Raw genomic sequence first — 17,301 nt, 5'->3', positions numbered from 1 at the left:
TTACTTGATCTCTTGTTTGATCCAATAAAAAACCCACCGTGAATGGGTGGGTTTATTTATGCCATCTCGATGCGGAACTTAACGTCCTTTCAACATGGTAATGGCTAATTCGATGTGTGCAGCTTGCTGAGCGGCGTTTCCGATATAGGTCGCCGGAGTCAGATTGCGCAGATACTCCTTGGCTTCTGCTGGAAGTCCTTCCAGACCGTCAACAAAGTTTTGCATGATCTCTTTATTGACGCGCTGGCCGCGAGTCAAATCTTTCAAACGTTCATACGGTTTTTCGAAACCGTAACGACGCATAACGGTCTGGATCGCTTCGGCGAGAACTTCCCAGTTCGAATCAAGGTCGTTTGCCATTGCTTGAGCGTTGACGTCCAGCTTTCCCAGACCTTTCATAGTTGCCTGGAATGAGATTAGGGTATGAGCGACACCGACGCCTAGGTTACGGAGAACGGTTGAATCGGTCAAATCACGCTGCCAGCGAGAGATCGGCAATTTCTGGCCAAGGTGATCGAAAATAGCATTGGCAATCCCCAGATTACCTTCGGAGTTTTCGAAGTCGATCGGATTGACCTTATGCGGCATGGCGGAGGAACCGATTTCGCCGGCAACGGTTTTTTGTTTGAAGAAACCGATAGAAATATAGCTCCAGACATCGCGATCGAAGTCGATCAGGATGGTGTTGAAGCGCTGCATCACATGGAAGTATTCGGCGATATAGTCGTGTGGTTCAATCTGAATGGTATAAGGATTCCACAGCAGACCTAGACTTTGTACGAATTGTTCGGAGGTTTCGTACCAGTTAACATCAGGGTAGGCGGCCAAATGTGCATTGTAGTTACCGGTCGCACCGTTGATTTTACCCATGATCTGAACGTTCATCAGCTGTTTGGCCTGGCGTTGCAGACGGTAAGCCACGTTGGCGAATTCTTTTCCGGCGGTGGTCGGTGATGCAGGTTGTCCGTGAGTGCGCGACATCATCGGGATGTCGGCCATATCGGTCGCCATCTCACTGATTTTAGTGATCAGTTTATCCATTTCCGGAATAATGACGTATTCGCGAGCATCTTTCAGCATTAGGGCATAAGCCAGGTTGTTGATGTCTTCGGAAGTGCAAGCGAAATGGACAAATTCGCTGATTGCCATTAATTCATCGTTACCGGCGAAGTGTTCTTTAATAAGGTATTCAACCGCTTTAACGTCATGGTTGGTGGTTTTTTCGATCTCTTTAACGCGCTGAGCCATTTCTAGAGTGAATTCGTCGACCAGTTTGATCAGATGTTGTTCCGCTTCTGCACTTAGCGCAGGTACTTCGGTAATGCCAGGATGGTTGGCCAGCATGCGTAACCAGAAAACTTCCACTTTAACGCGGTTTTTAATTAAACCGAATTCACTGAAAATCTCTTTTAAACTGCCCAAGCGAGCACCGTAACGACCGTCTACCGGAGAAATCGCGGTTAATTCCGAAAGTTGCATCGAACCATCCTTTATCAAACGTTGTCTAAACGTGGTAACTGAAAAATTAGCCGATTATTATATCTGAAATTGATCTATGAATTTATATTAAAGCGTGTACGTCAATTTTTTGGGTCGGTGATTAGCTCGATTGCATGTTTTTGACTGTATTGTTTGTGTAACTTACCTAAAAATCGGCTATTTATAATGGTTTGTAGGGCTTAGGCATAAAAAACTATTGTGGTATCATAATCAATAATATCAATACTTCATTTATCTAAACCGATCATTCGATCGGCCACTCTTGGGAGAGTTACAGATGGCAGACACTAATCGACATCCAGTTTCTGATCAAACCAGTCTTTATGAAGCTTATATGGCTGAAATTGAGAGCCGCAAAGCGGAGCTCGGATTACATCCAAAACCGATTGACAGTGCTGAGTTGTTGTCTGAAATCATTGCGCAAATTAAAGATACCGATAATGCCTACCGCGAAGATTCTCTACAGTTCTTCATTTACAACACTTTGCCGGGCACAACGCCTGCGGCAGCTGTCAAGGCACAGTTCCTTAAAGAAATTATCTTGGGTGAGTCCACGGTTGCTGAAATTTCACCGGGTTTTGCATTTGAATTGTTGTCACATATGAAAGGAGGACCATCCGTTAAGGTGCTTCTGGATTTGGCACTTGGTGTTGATGAAGGGATCGCTAAGCAAGCGGCAGACGTTTTAAAAACTCAGGTCTTTTTGTATGAAGCGGATACTGAGCGTCTGGAAACGGCTTATAAGGCTGGCAGTACCATTGCGAAAGATATTCTGGAAAGCTATGCTCGTGCGGATTTCTTTACCTCTTTGCCGGAATTGCCTGAAGAAATTAAAGTTGTTACCTATATTGCTGCGGAAGGAGACATCTCAACGGACCTATTGTCTCCAGGTAATCAGGCACACTCGCGTTCTGACCGTGAACTTCATGGTCAATGCATGATCTCTCCTGAGGCACAAAAAGAAATTCAAGCACTACAAGCTGCGCATCCTGATGCAAAAGTGATGTTAATCGCTGAAAAGGGCACCATGGGTGTGGGATCTTCACGCATGTCAGGTGTCAACAACGTTGCACTTTGGACCGGTGAGCCAGTGAGCCCTTATGTTCCGTTCGTTAACAAAGCGCCTATCGTTGCTGGTACTAACGGTATTTCGCCAATCTTCCTAACCACGGTGGATGTTACCGGCGGTATCGGGATTGACCTTAAAAACTGGGTGAAAAAGACTGATGCGGATGGCAAGGTTGTTACCGATGAAAATGGTGATCCGATTCTTGAACAAGCTTATTCCGTGGCAACCGGTACGGTACTAACTATCAACACCAAAGAGAAAAAACTTTACAAGGGTGATGACGTTTTAGCGGATATTACGGCATCATTCACGCCGCAAAAAGTGGAATTCATGCGTGCAGGCGGCTCTTATGCGGTCGTGTTCGGTAAAAAACTACAGACGTTTGCAGCAGAAACTTTGGGTATTGAAGCGCCGCTTGTATTTGCTCCCGCGAAAGAAATTTGTCATGAAGGTCAAGGCCTGACGGCGGTTGAGAAAATCTTTAACCGCAATGCGGTAGGCGTGACTTCTAAGTTGCCACTGCTCACCGGTTCGGATGTTCGTGTTAAGGTTAATATCGTTGGATCGCAAGATACAACCGGTCTAATGACGGCTCAAGAGCTAGAAGCCATGGCGGCAACGGTTATCTCTCCAACCGTTGACGGTGCTTATCAGTCAGGTTGTCACACGGCTTCGGTCTGGGATTCAAAAGCGCAAGCAAACATTCCTAAATTGATGAGTTTTATGCATAACTTCGGTTTGATTACCGGTCGTGATCCTAAAGATAAATACCATCCTATGACAGACGTTATTCATAAGGTATTAAATGATATTACTGTCGATGAATGGGCAATTATCATCGGAGGTGACTCTCACACGCGTATGTCAAAAGGGGTTGCTTTCGGTGCCGACTCCGGTACGGTAGCGCTCGCTCTAGCGACGGGTGAAGCAACTATGCCGATTCCTGAATCGGTAAAAGTCACTTTCAAAGGCCATATGAAACCTTATATGGACTTCCGTGATGTGGTCCATGCAACGCAAGCGCAAATGCTGAAAGAGTTCGGCGAAAACGTTTTCCAAGGTCGAATCATTGAAGTACAAATCGGTACGCTATTGGCTGACCAGGCGTTTACTTTCACCGACTGGACCGCTGAAATGAAAGCAAAGGCGTCAATCAATATCTCGGAAGATAACACTTTGATCGAGTCGCTTGAGATTGCTAAACACCGTATCCAAATCATGATTGATAAGGGCATGGATAATGATGTTCATATGCTGCAAGGTTTGATTGATAAAGCGAACAAGCGTATTAAAGAGATCAAATCAGGTGAAAAACCGGCGCTTCGCCCAGACGCTAATGCAAAATATTATGCAGAGCTAGTGGTTGATCTGGATCAAATCGACGAGCCGATGATTGCCGACCCTGACGTTAATAACGAGGATGTTTCAAAACGCTATACGCACGATGCGATTCGCGGTCTGTCCTACTATGGAGGGACCAAAAAAGTCGATCTAGGTTTTGTGGGTTCTTGTATGGTTCACAAAGGCGATATGAAGATTATGGCGCAAATGTTCCGTAATCTGGAAGCGCAAAACGGTTCGGTTGAGTTTAAAGCGCCGTTGGTCGTTGCTCCGCCAACGTACAATATTGTTGATGAGCTTAAAGAAGAAGGCGATTGGGAAGTCCTGAAAAAGTACGCCGGGTTTGAGTTTGATGATAGCCACCCTAAAGAAGCTGCGCGTACCGAGTATCAGAATATTCTGTATCTGGAGCGTCCGGGTTGTAACCTTTGTATGGGTAACCAGGAAAAAGCAGAAAAAGGGGATACCGTATTGGCAACCTCAACTCGTCTTTTCCAAGGTCGTGTTGTAGAAGACTCGAATGAGAAGAAAGGGGAGTCTCTATTAGCATCGACTCCTGTAGTGGTACTGTCTACGATTCTTGGACGTACTCCGACACTGGAAGAATACAAAGCTGCGGTTGCAGGTATTAATCTGACGGACTTCGCACCTCCGGCTAAAGATCTAAGTGCTGAGCCTTCCGTTGCGACGATTCAGTTTAATATTTAAACCTATCTTCATATATAGAATCAGTAAACGGAGTTATTTCCGTAAACGTCAAAATACCCGCACCCTGGTTTGCTCAGGATGCGGTGTGTTTCAAGGAAAAGGTTGTTCAAACTGTTGTTCTACAGTTTCACAGTTCGATAGACCTGTAAAAAAACATGGCACTAGCTTAGCTCTGTCGCCGGTCGGTAAACAGTGCTCTACTAGTTTGTATGGCTGGTTTGGGGAAAGACTCTCATCTGGCTTCGTTGTTTCTTTAGTCATTATCGCACCCAATTCTGAACCCGCTGTTTCAGCTTTTTCAAATACTGCATTATTTATCTCTTTCGTTTCATTTAAACAGTTTGGCTTGTTCAGGTGCTTTAGTGTGCATGATCATTTTATACGGGTTATGGATTTCCGAAGTGATGGCTTTGATATGTAGATATCATTGCAAAAACAGTGCCTTAAGGGCATCGGTTTCATTCTGTTAGTTGGAGAGCCGTCAGTCGTTTTTTTTCGTGAGCGTGCGGGGTTCCAGAATTATTAATTTTGAGTCGACTTTAATCATCCTGGTTTAAAGAAATCTCTTCGTTCTGTCCGCAAAAAATCCCGGAAAATCTCTATAAGACTGAATGCTTGATTTAGCCTGAATTACGGAGATTCTTGTGTTTATAATAGTGCGTTTGCTTAATCATTTTAAAAGGAAGGATATGAAGCTTCTCAAGTTATCGGCTTTATCGTTGGCAATCTTGTCATTGACTGCATGTGAAACCTTTGATGCATTTGATGATTCAGGCAGTGACAAAGGTGAAGAGGTAACCCCCAAGTATGCAAACGTCTCTTCTGCAGCTGATATTGACCTGCTGATCGAAAGAGCCAAGGCCGAAGAACGTACGCGTGTTGAAGCGGAATATGCCCGTCAGAAAGAACAGCAGGAAGTCTTTGCACGTTTGAAGCGCCAGCAAGGAATTGCCGGTGATAAGCCTCCCTACGCCGAACCGGGGAAATGCTATGCAAAAATGGAGGTTCCGGCTCTGTACCAAACGGTCAGTAAACGAGTGCCGCTTGATTTGGATTTGAAAATCAGCAAGGAGCCTGAATATGAGCAGCGTAAAATTCTGATTTCTCCGGAAAAGCAAATTGTCGATAAGGTGATTCCGGCCGAATATAAAACGGTTTCGGAAAAAGTGTTAGTGACGCCCGAAACGAAAAAGATTAACGTACTTCCTGCGGTTTATAAGGATGTCGAAGAATATATGATTGTCAGCCCGGCGCGCGAGGTGTGGGTTGACGGTCCGGGAAACAAGCAGGAAGTTGACCCGGAAACCGGTAAGATGCGTCATAAGGAAATTGTTCCGGCTGAATACAAAAAAGTAAAACGTCGCGTCATGCTCCAGCCCGAACGCAAGGAAGAAATTATTGTTCCGGCGGTATATAAAACTGTAGAGAAGAAGATAAAAGTTAAGGATGAGCAGACCGTTTACAAAAAAATTCCGGCCGAATATAAAACCGTCTCTGTGCCTACAGCCGATCCTGTGTCGGATAAACAGGAAACCAAATATAAAACTGTCGTGACAAAAGAGAAGGTCACGGATGTTCACGTGGAATGGCGGGAATTGGTTTGTAAGGAAGATCTGAAACCGGATCTGGTCGAAAAACTGCAAAAAGCTTTAGCGGAAAAAGGCTACTTGAAACCGAGCCCCCCGAACGATCTGGAAGTTATCGATGGAATCTGGGGGCCGAATACCTTGAAATCGCTGGAAAAATATCAGCAAGACCAAGGATTGCCGTCTGGAAAGGTAACAATGGAGTCACTAAAGCAGTTAGGGGTTATCAACTGATTTCTTGGTTAGTTTTAGACGAAAAAAAGCCCGGATTTTCCGGGCTTTTTTTTCGCAGTCTATTGAACTCTTTTTTAGCAATCAATGCATTCCGGTAAAATACAGCGATAGTTTAGTTGCGGTTTCCGAACTGATATCGCCCATCAGCTGTTCGATAATACTCTTGTCCGCTTCGTAATAACGTAGTTTATCCACTCCGATCACATCGCGGGCGACTGAAGCAATGTCGCCCAGGCCATCGATCATACCGTTTTGAACCGCTTCATCTCCAAGCCAGACCAAGCCGGTATAGGTGTTTTCATTCTCTTTAATGCGATCTCCGCGGCCCTTGCGCACGGCTTCGATAAACTGTTGGTGCGTTCTTTCAAGAACGTTTTCTTTAAAGAAAGTACGGCCGGCTTCATCTTTCGGGCTGAAGGGATCGATAAAAGTTTTATGTTCTCCAGCGTGCATGGAACGGTTTTCAACACCGATTTTTTCCATTAGTCCGGTGAAGCCGAAAGCATCCATGCGAACACCGATGGAGCCGACGATAGAACCTTTGTTGGCATAAATCTTATCGGCGGCTACGGCGATGTAATAGCAACCGGAAGCACACATATCTTCCACCACCACGTAAACCGGTTTCTTGTAAAGTTTTTTCAAACGGGTAATTTCATCGTTAATGATCGCCGATTGAACCGGGCTTCCGCCGGGAGAGTTGGCTTTGATAATGACCGCTTTGCTGTTTGGATTGCTAAAAGCGTCTTTCAACAGTGGATTGATCGCTTCTGCGCTGATTTTAGTCGCTGGCATAATTGGACCTTCCAGACGCACGACGGCAACATGCGGCTGATTTTGAGCCTGGTCGTGTGCAGAATCCTGCTCATCGATGTTTTTAACTGCCAGGGTAATCAGGAAAATAATGTACAGGGCAATGGCCAGTTTTAGAAAATTAGCGAAGCGTCGAGTCCAGCGTTCCTGTTTAACAAGTGATTCGACCGCGATCGCCAGTCTTTGAAAACCGTTTTGTTGGCTTGAGGTCTCTTCCGAAGTCGTGCGCTTTTCGGTTTGCTGCTCTGTCTGCATATAGAATCCTTTATAATGCCCGAATTAAAGTTGATTCAGCATTTTAACCTCAAGCCAGGCGAGACCCAAGCATTTATGAGTGAGACAAACTTGAGAGATTCCCAAGAGGGTGTAGACAAACCGGTTTTAACGATGGATTCCACCCATATCGAGGGGTTTGATATCGATGCGTTCTTAAAGCAGTTAACACAAAGACCGGGTGTCTATCGCATGCTCGATAGCGAAGGTGAAATTTTATATGTCGGTAAAGCGAAAAATCTCAAAAAACGGGTTTCGAGCTATTTCAAAAAACGTCATGACGAGATAAAAACCGCCTCGATGGTGGCGCAGATCGCTGCGATCGAAGTAACGGTGACCGAAACGGAAAGCGAAGCTTTTATCCTCGAAAACACTTTAATTAAACGTCATAAACCTAAATATAATATTCTGTTTAGAGACGATAAATCTTATCCGTATATCTACGTCTCGACGGCAAAACGCTATCCCTCTCTCAGCTATCATCGCGGTGCCAAACGTCGTCCGGGTGATTATTTTGGGCCTTTTCCGAATGCTTCGGCAGTACACCAAACCTTACAAGCGCTGCAGAAAATTTTTCCGGTTCGTCAATGCGCTGAAAGCGTCTTTAACCACCGGACCAGACCATGTTTACAGTATCAGATCAAACGTTGTTCCGGGCCATGTGTTGCCGGTTTGGTGAGCGATGAAGAATACCAGCGCGATGTCAGGCATACGTTAATGTTTCTGCAGGGAAAAAATTTTGAAGTCATAGATGAGCTTGGCAAGCAGATGCAGCAGGCAGCGGCGGATTGGGAATATGAGACTGCAGCTCGTTACAGGGATAAGATTTCTGCATTGCGTGCCATTCAGAGCCAGCATCTGATCAATCAACCCGGCAGCAAGGACCTGGATGTCATTGCGGTTGTCGAAGAAGGCAATCATTGGGGCTTGTGCCTGATGATGTATCGCGGTGGTAATCTGTGGGGAAGCGAACAGTTTTATCCTAAATGGAATGCGCAGTCGGCAATGTCCGATGTGTTAACGGCCTTCATCTCCCAGCATTACGGACATCATCCGATTCCGAACGAAATTCTCGTTTCGGAAAGTCTGCCGGATAAATCGGAATTAGAAGAAGGGCTCACGCAGATTCGCGGTAAAAGAATTGCGATTAAAACGGCAAGTGCCAAGACGGCCAAAGGCTTGATGCAGTTGGCAATCACTAATGCCGAAGCGGGGTTGAAACAGCACCGCAATCAAAAAGCGTCTCAATCACAGCGTCTGTTGGCGTTGCAGGAAGTGCTGGCACTGCCGTCGGCACCTAATCATATGGAATGTTTCGACATCAGTCATACCCAGGGAGATCTTACCGTCGCCAGTTGTGTGGTCTTTGAAGAAGGCGTGCCTGCGCAGTCGCAGTATCGAAAATTCAATATTGAAGGTATTCAACCGGGAGACGATTATGCAGCAATGCATCAGGTGCTGTCACGTCGCTACGGCCGCTTGAAATCGGCAAACGGTCCATATCCTGATTTGATTGTTGTTGATGGCGGTAAAGGTCAGTTGAACCAGGCGATTGAAGTACTGAAAACCCTGGAACTTGAATTTATTCCACTGGTTTCGGTTGCGAAAGGGGAAGGACGTAAGGCGGGATTGGAAATACTCTATACGCCATATAATGATGAAGGAATCGACCTCGAAGCGGATGATTCGGCATTACATCTGATCAACTACATTCGCGACGAAGCGCATCGCTTTGCAATCACATCGCATCGTAAGCGTCGTCAGAAGCAACAGACCCAATCTTCGCTTGAGTCCATTGAGGGAATCGGACCGAAAACCCGTAAGCGGCTGCTGGTGCACTTCGGCGGTTTGAAAGAGGTGCAAAATGCCTCAGTGGCCGAACTGCAGAAGGTACAGGGAATCAGTTTAAACAAGGCACAGCAGATCTACGATTTCTTCCACGGAACGGTTTAATGGTTTGATGACGGTATTTATAAGCCAAAGGCCGGAAAACTCTTGGTATGATATAGACGCCGCTAGCCCCAGCGGTTAGGATATTCCCAGTAGAAAAATGGCGCTACTCCGGTTCTCGGCAGAACCTATGCGGTTTTGCGATCTTTGAATTAAAAATAAAAAGAAGTTTGTATGAATTTACAGTCCCTACCTATGATGATGACCTGGTCAAGGGTTGTTCTGATTCCGGTCTTTTTGATTTGCTATTATGCACCGATTGAAGACGCCCGTTTCTGGGCCGGTTTGGCGTTTATGATCGCCGCTATCACCGACTGGTTCGACGGGTTTCTTGCCAGAAAGCTTGGCAGTGACAGTAAGTTGGGCGCTTTTTTGGATCCGGTTGCCGATAAGTTAATTGTTTCTGCTGCCTTGATTGTGGTCGCGGCTGAATATCACGACAATCTGTTGGTCATTTTTTCTGCAATTATTATTATGATGCGTGAAATTGGCATTTCCGCTTTGCGTGAGTGGATGGCGGAAAATAATGCACGTGAAGTTGTTGCCGTCTCTAAACTCGGAAAAATCAAAACGGCCTCCCAATTGGCAGCCTTAACGTGGTTAATCTACGGAGGGGAGCTTTGGGGGGTAAACTGGGGCGAGCTCGGTTTCCCTATGTTATATTTTGCCGCAATCCTGACGGTCATCACCTGGGTTCAATATACACGAGCGGCCTTACCGGAAATCATTCGTTCAACAGATTCATAGACTTAGCAAAACCCTTGATTATAGGGGGCTGGGTCGGTTACGGTTTTTACGCTTTTTTGAAAAAAACCGCTTGACCTTTGGCCTGAAGCCCCTATAATACGCCCCATCAGCGGGAATAGCTCAGCGGTAGAGCACAACCTTGCCAAGGTTGGGGTCGCGAGTTCGATCCTCGTTTCCCGCTCCAAAGGCGCGATGGCAGAGTGGCTATGCAGCGGATTGCAAATCCGTGGACCTCGGTTCGACTCCGGGTCGCGCCTCCACTTATTTATCTGACAAATAAGTTTTCATAGAATAGGGCACGTTAGGTGCTTTTTTTATGCCCAGATGGCGAAATTGGTAGACGCAGGGGACTTAAAATCCCCCGGTGGAAACACTGTGCCGGTTCGACTCCGGCTCTGGGCACCATTCCTTTATTTTTCTTTCCTGCTTTTTACAAAACTTTTCCGTAATTATTCTTTATTTAAAATTTTCATTCGTTTGTAAATTGGTATGCGAATCAGTTGTTGTGGCCGATTTTCGATCTATCTAACCAGCTCAAAATAGTTGATTATGAATTGATAACTTGCGTTTCCGGTTCGATAGTCACAATTACTTTGTTGGAAAGCAGATGGGTATATTTCAGACAAGAATAGAATGATTTTACACCCTCGAAGAAAGGGTGCTAATTTGGGGTTGGATTTATGTGAATCGTGAAATGATTGATTAGCTTTTTTAGTGCATCAAATGATAGAGCATGAATGGCGCTATGATCAAAAGAATAACTAAAACGCTAATGGTGAAAATCTTTTCGTAGTTTGGCCCGAGTATGGATTTAGTGCGATGGTCGGGTTTGGTATTGTGCATATTTTCCCGTTTCATAAGTTTAGTTCATTAACGTTATCTGAGTATAATTTCTTATCGAGTGAATAAGATACTAACAGATTGAGACAAAAAAATTTAAAACAAATAAACTTTTTAACTGTCATCAATAATGTATCGACCATTTTTATAAATCTTAAACCGAAAACATGAAATAAACCTGAATTTTTTCCTTTCGTTGGCGATAAATTGCTAACGCCTTGTTTACTCAAGAAAATTTAGGAATCTTTTTGTAAAGGGTAGCTATCTAACTCTTTTGGATTAAGACTTTTCTGTTCCAAAGAGATGTTTAACTCCTGCATTTTCTTCTCAAGCTCACGTTTTTCAGCGGCTAAATCAATCAATGCTGTACTGTTGCCTTCAAATTTATGCATCTGCTCCAGCCCGAGATGATAGAAACGCATCAGCTTAATGGCCGTGATATCGTTACGTTCTGAAGCCTCTTGCAAAGGGCGTAAACGATTTGTAACCATTATTAAATGTCGTTTTAGACGAAAAGCATACACCGCTTCATGCATCCATGCTTTATCGGCAAAAAACGTTTTAACGATCAGGCCGGTGATGACCAAGCCGATAAAGGCGCCGAGCAGGTTAACGACGACAGGGCTATTCGAATAAGGGCCTAAATAATGGTTGGACAGGCTGGCGGTAATAAAGCCGATCACAATGAACATTGCCATAATGATCATGGTCGCTTTACGGGTTTGCTGTTTAAAAACTTTAGGGTCAATTGATTCGATTTGAAACATGCAGACTACCTTTGGTAATCAAGGAAAGAGTGAGCCTTCTCCGATAGGAAAAGGCTTGGATGATACTTATTTAAGAGAGAAGTCGCCTTGTTCGATATCAAGGTCGTGGTAGCGCTTGCAGGCTTCCAATAGATTCAGAGAGCAAGCCTTACTGTAATAATCCTTGGCCTTTTTGGCATTCTTTTCAACATTAAACCCGGTTGTATGCATATTTCCGAGCGCAAAGCAGGCTTGAGGCTCGTTTTCCTTGGCGGCTTCTTCAAGCAGCTGAATGGCAAGTTTTGTGCTCTTTTCACTTAACTGGCCTTCAAGAATCCAGCGAGATTTTAAAACCTTGGCTTGAGGGTTATTCGCTTTAACGGCTTTGTTCAGCCACATTTCGCTGGCTTTATCGTCTTTGGCTGCACCTAAACCGGACTTGTATACTACTGCTAAACGCAGCATGGACAGTGGTTCGCCACGTTCGGCCGCTTTAGTAAACCAGTAAATACCGTTTTTAAGGTTCTGTTGTACGCCAATCCCGTCGGCATAGAAAACCCCGGTGTTGTACATGGTTAACAGATAAATTTCATCGGTCAGGTTCTTTTTCAAAGCGGTGCGTGCCAGTTCTCTGTGCCAGTAGAACGACAATTCATAATTGATCAATTGAGAATTCTGGGCATCCCCGTAAATTCGTGCCATTTGATATTGAGATTCAGGATCACCGGCAATGGCTTTTTCACAGACTTCTTTCGCTTCACCTTGAAAAGTCTGCAAGCAGGATTTTGGATCGACTGCCCATGCGGAGGAGGAGAGCAAAGCTCCGGTTAGCCCGATTAAAAGGAATTTTTTTATTGCCATAGATTTGATTCTTCTTACGTCTTAAGGAGCATTTTTTCAGCCCGCAGTATCTGGAAATTGATCGGTAAATATACTTGATTTACCGTGAATTCTCAATGTGATAAGTGATAAGGAATATTTATCTTCATCCTACGATTTACTTGGGTTTCGACCGCCTTCAAACATGTCTAAAATATCAATTAGTTTGCTTTTATTTGTGATTGCTCTATACTGAGCAAACTTTTGTCGGAGTGCCTTTAGACAAGGCTGAGATCGCATTTGCGGGATCCGTTGAACCTGATCTGGTTAGTACCAGCGAAGGGAACAAGTCAATTTTACTGTTAAACAAGCTGTCAATGGCAGAGTTTATCTAAAATTCGATTATTTCTTCTCTCATCTGTCTATTGAGTCTCTCCGCCTTTTATTAATTATCAAACAATAAACAGGCTGAGAAAATGAATTCAAATCACAAATCTACCGATCGCCGCGAGCGGCGTGCTGCTGCCGAAGCTTTTATCCAAAACGTTTGCGGTCAGTCTTTTCCTAGTTCCCAAAAAATTTATGTGCCGGGTGAGCTGCATGACATTCAAGTCGGTATGCGCGAAATCACTTTGAGCGATACGTATGTTTCAGGTCCGCAACATAACCCGGTTATGGAAAAAAACGAGCCGGTTTGCGTCTACGATACTTCGGGAGGCTACACCGATCCGAATATCGAGATCGATGTTTATAAAGGGTTACCTAAACTACGTTTGTCATGGATTTCTGCGCGTGGTGATAGCGAAGTCCTGGATTCGGTGACATCCAGGTTTAGTCAGGAACGCCTTGCCAATCAGGGATTGGATCACATTCGTTTTGAAAATTTGCCGGAAGTACGTCGCGCCAAAGCAGGTAAAAACGTCACCCAGATGCACTATGCCCGTCAGGGTATTATTACGCCGGAAATGGAATATATTGCCATCCGAGAGAATATGAAGCGTGCGGAAATCCGTGATGAAATGATTACTCAACAACACGCGGGCGAGTCATTTGGTGCCAAGATTCCTCAAGATATTACCCCTGAATTCGTGCGTGACGAAGTAGCACGCGGTCGTGCAGTCATTCCGTGCAATATTAATCACCCAGAGTCGGAACCGATGATCATCGGGCGTAATTTCCTGATCAAGGTCAATGCCAATATCGGTAATTCTTCAGTCGGTTCCTCGATCGCCGAAGAGGTCGAAAAGCTGGTTTGGGCAACCAAATGGGGCGCGGATACGGTAATGGATCTGTCGACAGGACGTAATATCCATGAAACCCGCGAATGGATTATGCGTAATTCGCCTGTGCCGATCGGGACGGTTCCGATCTATCAGGCTTTGGAAAAGGTCAACGGAATTGCCGAGGACCTGACCTGGGAAATCTTTCGCGATACATTGATTGAACAGGCTGAGCAGGGGGTTGATTACTTTACTATTCACGCCGGTGTGTTGCTGCGCTATATTCCGATGACCGCAAAACGTATCACGGGAATTGTTTCGCGTGGCGGGTCGATTATGGCCAAGTGGTGTTTGGCGCATCATCAGGAAAACTTCCTTTACACGCATTTTGAAGAAATCTGCGAAATCATGAAAGCCTATGATGTCAGTTTCTCTCTTGGAGACGGTCTGCGTCCGGGAGCTATTGCGGATGCGAATGATGAGGCGCAGTTTGCTGAGCTTGAAACCTTAGGTGAACTAACGCAGATCGCATGGAAACACGATGTGCAAGTCATTATCGAAGGCCCGGGACACATTCCTCTGCATATGATCAAGGAAAACGTCGACAAGCAGCTTCACGAGTGTGGTGAGGCGCCTTTCTATACGCTAGGGCCGCTGACTACCGATATCGCACCGGGTTATGATCACATCACTTCCGGCATCGGTGCTGCCAATATCGGTTGGTATGGTTGTGCCATGCTGTGCTATGTCACGCCGAAAGAACACTTGGGTCTGCCGAACAAGGAAGACGTAAAAGAAGGTCTGATGGCCTATAAGATTGCCGCTCATGCCGGCGACTTGGCAAAGGGTCATCCGGGTGCGCAAATCAGAGATAACGCTCTATCTAAAGCGCGTTTTGAATTTCGCTGGATTGATCAGTTCAATCTGGGATTGGATCCGGAACGAGCGCGCGAATATCACGATGAAACCATTCCGCAAGAGTCGGGCAAGGTGGCGCATTTCTGTTCAATGTGCGGGCCGAAGTTCTGTTCGATGAAAATCTCGCAGGAGGTACGCGATTATGCAGCGGAGCAAGAAGCTGCAATCAACGACGGTCAGATTGCCGAAATTACGTTGGATCAAATCAAAGCAGGCATGAAACAAAAGTCGGCTGAATTCATTCAAGCCGGTAGCGAGATTTACCAGCCTGAAATTCAACAGAAGGGAGCCTAACCTTGTCAGAGCCTTCTAAAGAGCAACCGAAAATCGCCATTCTTGGTGCCGGTCTGCTCGGCCGTCTGCTCGCTTTCAGTCTGCGTAATGATGCGTTTATCGAACTTTTCGATCAGGATTCCGGTCAGGCTGAAGACAGTTCGGCGATTTTAGCCGCAGCTATGCTGGCTCCCTTGGCGGAATCGGCGGATGCAAGCAAAGGTATTATGCAGCTGGGCGAACTGGCTTTGAATACGTGGCCACGGTTGCTGCAACAATTGCCCGAGAAAATATTCTTTCAGCGTAAAGGTTCGTTACTGCTCGCCTTCGAACAAGATCGAGGGAGTCTGTTGAATTTCGAAAGAAACCTCAAAGGCGATAATTATCGAAAAGTCGGCGCCCAGCAAATTCATGCATTGGAAAGTGAAATCAATCCGCGTTTTGCGCAAGGACTGTTTTTGCCGGATGAAGGGCAACTCGATAATCGTCAATTACTGACAGTGTTAGGCAAGGTTTTGCGTGCGCAGACGAATATTCGGTGGCATAGCAATTCATTTGCACAGATTGCCGAGCAACGTGTTCTGTTAAACGGTGAAGAGTATGGCTGCTTTGACTGGATTATCGATTGTCGCGGTTTAGGGGCCAAGGATACGCAAACTGATCTGCGCGGAGTGCGTGGTGAAGTCATTCGCTTACATGCACCTGACGTCACATTAAACCGTCCGGTGCGTTTGATGCATCCACGTTATCCGATCTATATTGCCCCGAAACCGGATCATCTGTTTGTGGTTGGCGCGACCCAGATTGAAACCGAAGATCGTCGTCAGCCGACGCTGCGTTCGGCAATGGAACTGTTGTCTGCCTGTTTTTCGGTACACAGCGGTTTTGCCGAAGCGGAGATTTTGCAGATTCAATCCGGTTTGCGTCCTGCGTATCTTGATAATGAACCGCAGATGCGGGTTAAGGGTCGAGTGATTAGTCTGAACGGCTTGTTCAGGCACGGTTATTTGTTGTCACCGGTGATGGTCGACTTGTGTCGCAGTTATCTCCTGGGGGAAACAATCGATGCACGTTATCAGCAAGCGATACCTCAGCTGATGAAGATCGAAAGTACTGGTGAAGCAATAAAGGAGCTGGCATGAATATCGAAATTAATGGTCGAGTATTTGAGCTGACAAACAATGCCGATCTTCCGACCGCACTTGATGCGTTTAAGGCACAGGCGCCTTATGCCGTAATGGTCAATCAGGAATTTGTCCCGCAATCGGCGCACGCAGCAACGCAGTTGCAAGAGGGCGATAAAGTGGAAGTTCTCGGCGCTATTCAAGGAGGTTAAAGCTTTGATTTTTACCAACCAATTGCGTTATCAATTTCTCGTGTAGTTTGACTGCACTTCGAAATTTTTGGCCTTGTTGGATTGATAATACTCTTTGCTTTAAAGTGAATCTCTATTTATAAGGAATTGATTATGAGTTGTCTGGACATCTATGGCACAAAATTAGATAGCCGAATGCTGATCGGTAGCGCGCTCTATTCGTCGCCAAGGGTAATGCTGGAAAGCATTGTCGCTTCCGGTGCTCAGGTAGTGACGCTGTCGCTAAGCCGTCAGAATCCGGGGCAGATGGGCGGTGAATCTTTCTGGAACATCATCCGTTCTTTGGATTTGCATCTTTTACCGAATACCGCCGGCTGTCATTCGATCAAAGAAGCGGTCTCCATGGCGCAAATGAGTCGTGAACTGTTTCAGACGGATTGGATCAAACTGGAACTGGTCGGTGACGACTTTAATCTGCAGCCGGATCCGATCGATCTGGTTAAGGCGACCGAAATCCTATTAAACGACGGTTTTAAGGTATTGCCGTACTGTACCGATGATCTGGTGATTGCCCGTCATTTGGTGGAATTGGGATGCAAGGTGATTATGCCTTGGGGTTCGCCGATCGGCACCGGAAAAGGATTGTTGAACCCCTATGCTTTGCAGGCGATTCGTGATCGTTTCCCGGAAGTGACCATGATTATTGATTCAGGGATTGGAGTGCCGTCGCATGCTATGCAGGCGATGGAGCTGGGTGTGGATGGAATTCTGTTGAATACTGCAGTGGCGCACGCACAGCATCCGCAGAAGATGGCACAGGCTTTTCGTGGTGCGATTGAAGCGGGGCGTTTGGCGTATGAAGCCGGTCCCATGGCGGAACAATATGCTGCCAGTGCCAGTACGCCGACTTTGGATTCGCCGTTCTGGCACCAGGCGTAATTTAAGCGGG

12 protein-coding genes, 3 tRNA genes and 1 riboswitch are annotated in these 17,301 nt (G+C 45.8%); of the genes, 11 read left to right on the top strand and 4 right to left on the bottom strand.

Annotated features, from left to right (window positions below):
- Positions 1–78: 78 nt before the first annotated feature.
- Positions 79–1,479 carry an adenylosuccinate lyase gene (purB, locus tag H8792_RS01210; RefSeq protein WP_194947303.1) on the bottom strand — a complete coding sequence of 467 codons (1,401 nt, stop codon included), beginning with the start codon at positions 1,477–1,479 and terminating at the stop codon, positions 79–81.
- 298 nt (positions 1,480–1,777) lie between these two features.
- Between purB and H8792_RS01205 the strand changes: the two genes are divergently transcribed.
- Positions 1,778–4,618, top strand: a complete 2,841-nt coding sequence (locus tag H8792_RS01205; protein WP_194947302.1) for a bifunctional aconitate hydratase 2/2-methylisocitrate dehydratase — start codon at positions 1,778–1,780, stop codon at positions 4,616–4,618.
- A 689-nt stretch (positions 4,619–5,307) separates the two neighbouring features.
- A complete protein-coding gene (locus H8792_RS01200) occupies positions 5,308–6,438 on the top strand; it encodes a peptidoglycan-binding domain-containing protein (protein WP_194947301.1) in 1,131 nt (376 codons plus the stop codon).
- Positions 6,439–6,519: 81 nt separating this feature from the next.
- Here H8792_RS01200 and H8792_RS01195 read toward each other — a convergent pair whose 3' ends face one another.
- Positions 6,520–7,506 (bottom strand): S49 family peptidase, encoded by a 987-nt coding sequence (locus H8792_RS01195; RefSeq protein ID WP_194947300.1) that lies wholly within the window; start codon positions 7,504–7,506, stop codon positions 6,520–6,522.
- Between the two features lie 132 nt (positions 7,507–7,638).
- Here H8792_RS01195 and uvrC point away from each other — a divergent pair, with 132 nt between their 5' ends.
- The 5 genes from uvrC (at position 7,639) to H8792_RS01170 (ending at position 10,626) form a co-directional block, all read left to right on the top strand.
- Entirely contained in the window at positions 7,639–9,477 is a 1,839-nt protein-coding gene (gene uvrC, locus H8792_RS01190) for an excinuclease ABC subunit UvrC (protein WP_194947422.1), read from the top strand.
- Positions 9,478–9,648: 171 nt separating this feature from the next.
- Positions 9,649–10,221 carry a CDP-diacylglycerol--glycerol-3-phosphate 3-phosphatidyltransferase gene (gene pgsA, locus H8792_RS01185; RefSeq protein WP_228766864.1) on the top strand — a complete coding sequence of 191 codons (573 nt, stop codon included), beginning with the start codon at positions 9,649–9,651 and terminating at the stop codon, positions 10,219–10,221.
- 109 nt (positions 10,222–10,330) lie between these two features.
- Positions 10,331–10,405, top strand: a tRNA-Gly gene (locus tag H8792_RS01180).
- Positions 10,406–10,407: 2 nt separating this feature from the next.
- Positions 10,408–10,481, top strand: a tRNA-Cys gene (locus H8792_RS01175).
- A 58-nt stretch (positions 10,482–10,539) separates the two neighbouring features.
- Positions 10,540–10,626, top strand: a tRNA-Leu gene (locus tag H8792_RS01170).
- A gap of 671 nt (positions 10,627–11,297) precedes the next feature.
- Here H8792_RS01170 and H8792_RS01165 read toward each other — a convergent pair.
- Positions 11,298–11,828 carry a DUF3087 family protein gene (locus H8792_RS01165; RefSeq protein ID WP_194947299.1) on the bottom strand — a complete coding sequence of 177 codons (531 nt, stop codon included), beginning with the start codon at positions 11,826–11,828 and terminating at the stop codon, positions 11,298–11,300.
- A gap of 66 nt (positions 11,829–11,894) precedes the next feature.
- On the bottom strand, positions 11,895–12,668 hold the full coding sequence (locus tag H8792_RS01160; protein WP_194947298.1) for a tetratricopeptide repeat protein: 774 nt from the start codon (positions 12,666–12,668) through the stop codon (positions 11,895–11,897).
- A gap of 216 nt (positions 12,669–12,884) precedes the next feature.
- A riboswitch (TPP riboswitch) is annotated at positions 12,885–12,988 on the top strand.
- 114 nt (positions 12,989–13,102) lie between these two features.
- Between H8792_RS01160 and thiC the strand changes: the two genes are divergently transcribed.
- The 4 genes from thiC to H8792_RS01140 all read left to right on the top strand — a co-directional run bounded on the left by thiC (position 13,103) and on the right by H8792_RS01140 (position 17,291).
- Positions 13,103–15,058: a phosphomethylpyrimidine synthase ThiC gene (gene thiC / locus H8792_RS01155; protein WP_194947297.1), complete on the top strand. Its 1,956-nt coding sequence runs from the start codon at positions 13,103–13,105 to the stop codon at positions 15,056–15,058.
- 2 nt (positions 15,059–15,060) lie between these two features.
- Positions 15,061–16,179 (top strand): FAD-dependent oxidoreductase, encoded by a 1,119-nt coding sequence (locus H8792_RS01150; RefSeq protein WP_194947296.1) that lies wholly within the window; start codon positions 15,061–15,063, stop codon positions 16,177–16,179.
- The gene (gene thiS, locus H8792_RS01145) at positions 16,176–16,373 is read left to right on the top strand and encodes a sulfur carrier protein ThiS (RefSeq protein WP_194947295.1); all 198 of its coding nucleotides are present in this window, start codon (positions 16,176–16,178) and stop codon (positions 16,371–16,373) included. The genes H8792_RS01150 and thiS overlap by 4 nt, the downstream gene beginning before the upstream one ends.
- Before the next feature lie 132 nt (positions 16,374–16,505).
- A complete protein-coding gene (locus tag H8792_RS01140; RefSeq protein WP_194947294.1) occupies positions 16,506–17,291 on the top strand; it encodes a thiazole synthase in 786 nt (261 codons plus the stop codon).
- Positions 17,292–17,301 lie beyond the last annotated feature (10 nt).

The sequence above is a fragment of the Thiomicrorhabdus heinhorstiae genome (assembly GCF_013391765.2).
Taxonomy (GTDB): domain Bacteria; phylum Pseudomonadota; class Gammaproteobacteria; order Thiomicrospirales; family Thiomicrospiraceae; genus Thiomicrorhabdus; species Thiomicrorhabdus heinhorstiae.
This window is presented reverse-complemented; position numbering and strand designations above follow the sequence as displayed.

Excerpts from the sequence above, each read along its gene's own strand:
- H8792_RS01195 (WP_194947300.1), bottom strand. The coding sequence starts at position 7,506 with ATGCAGACAGAGCAGCAAACCGAAAAGCGCACGACTTCGGAAGAGACC.
- thiC (WP_194947297.1), top strand. The coding sequence starts at position 13,103 with ATGAATTCAAATCACAAATCTACCGATCGCCGCGAGCGGCGTGCTGCT.
- H8792_RS01200 (WP_194947301.1), top strand. The coding sequence starts at position 5,308 with ATGAAGCTTCTCAAGTTATCGGCTTTATCGTTGGCAATCTTGTCATTG.
- uvrC (WP_194947422.1), top strand. The coding sequence starts at position 7,639 with ATGGATTCCACCCATATCGAGGGGTTTGATATCGATGCGTTCTTAAAG.
- purB (WP_194947303.1), bottom strand. The coding sequence starts at position 1,479 with ATGCAACTTTCGGAATTAACCGCGATTTCTCCGGTAGACGGTCGTTAC.
- thiS (WP_194947295.1), top strand. The coding sequence starts at position 16,176 with ATGAATATCGAAATTAATGGTCGAGTATTTGAGCTGACAAACAATGCC.
- pgsA (WP_228766864.1), top strand. The coding sequence starts at position 9,649 with ATGAATTTACAGTCCCTACCTATGATGATGACCTGGTCAAGGGTTGTT.
- H8792_RS01140 (WP_194947294.1), top strand. The coding sequence starts at position 16,506 with ATGAGTTGTCTGGACATCTATGGCACAAAATTAGATAGCCGAATGCTG.
- H8792_RS01165 (WP_194947299.1), bottom strand. The coding sequence starts at position 11,828 with ATGTTTCAAATCGAATCAATTGACCCTAAAGTTTTTAAACAGCAAACC.
- H8792_RS01160 (WP_194947298.1), bottom strand. The coding sequence starts at position 12,668 with ATGGCAATAAAAAAATTCCTTTTAATCGGGCTAACCGGAGCTTTGCTC.
- H8792_RS01205 (WP_194947302.1), top strand. The coding sequence starts at position 1,778 with ATGGCAGACACTAATCGACATCCAGTTTCTGATCAAACCAGTCTTTAT.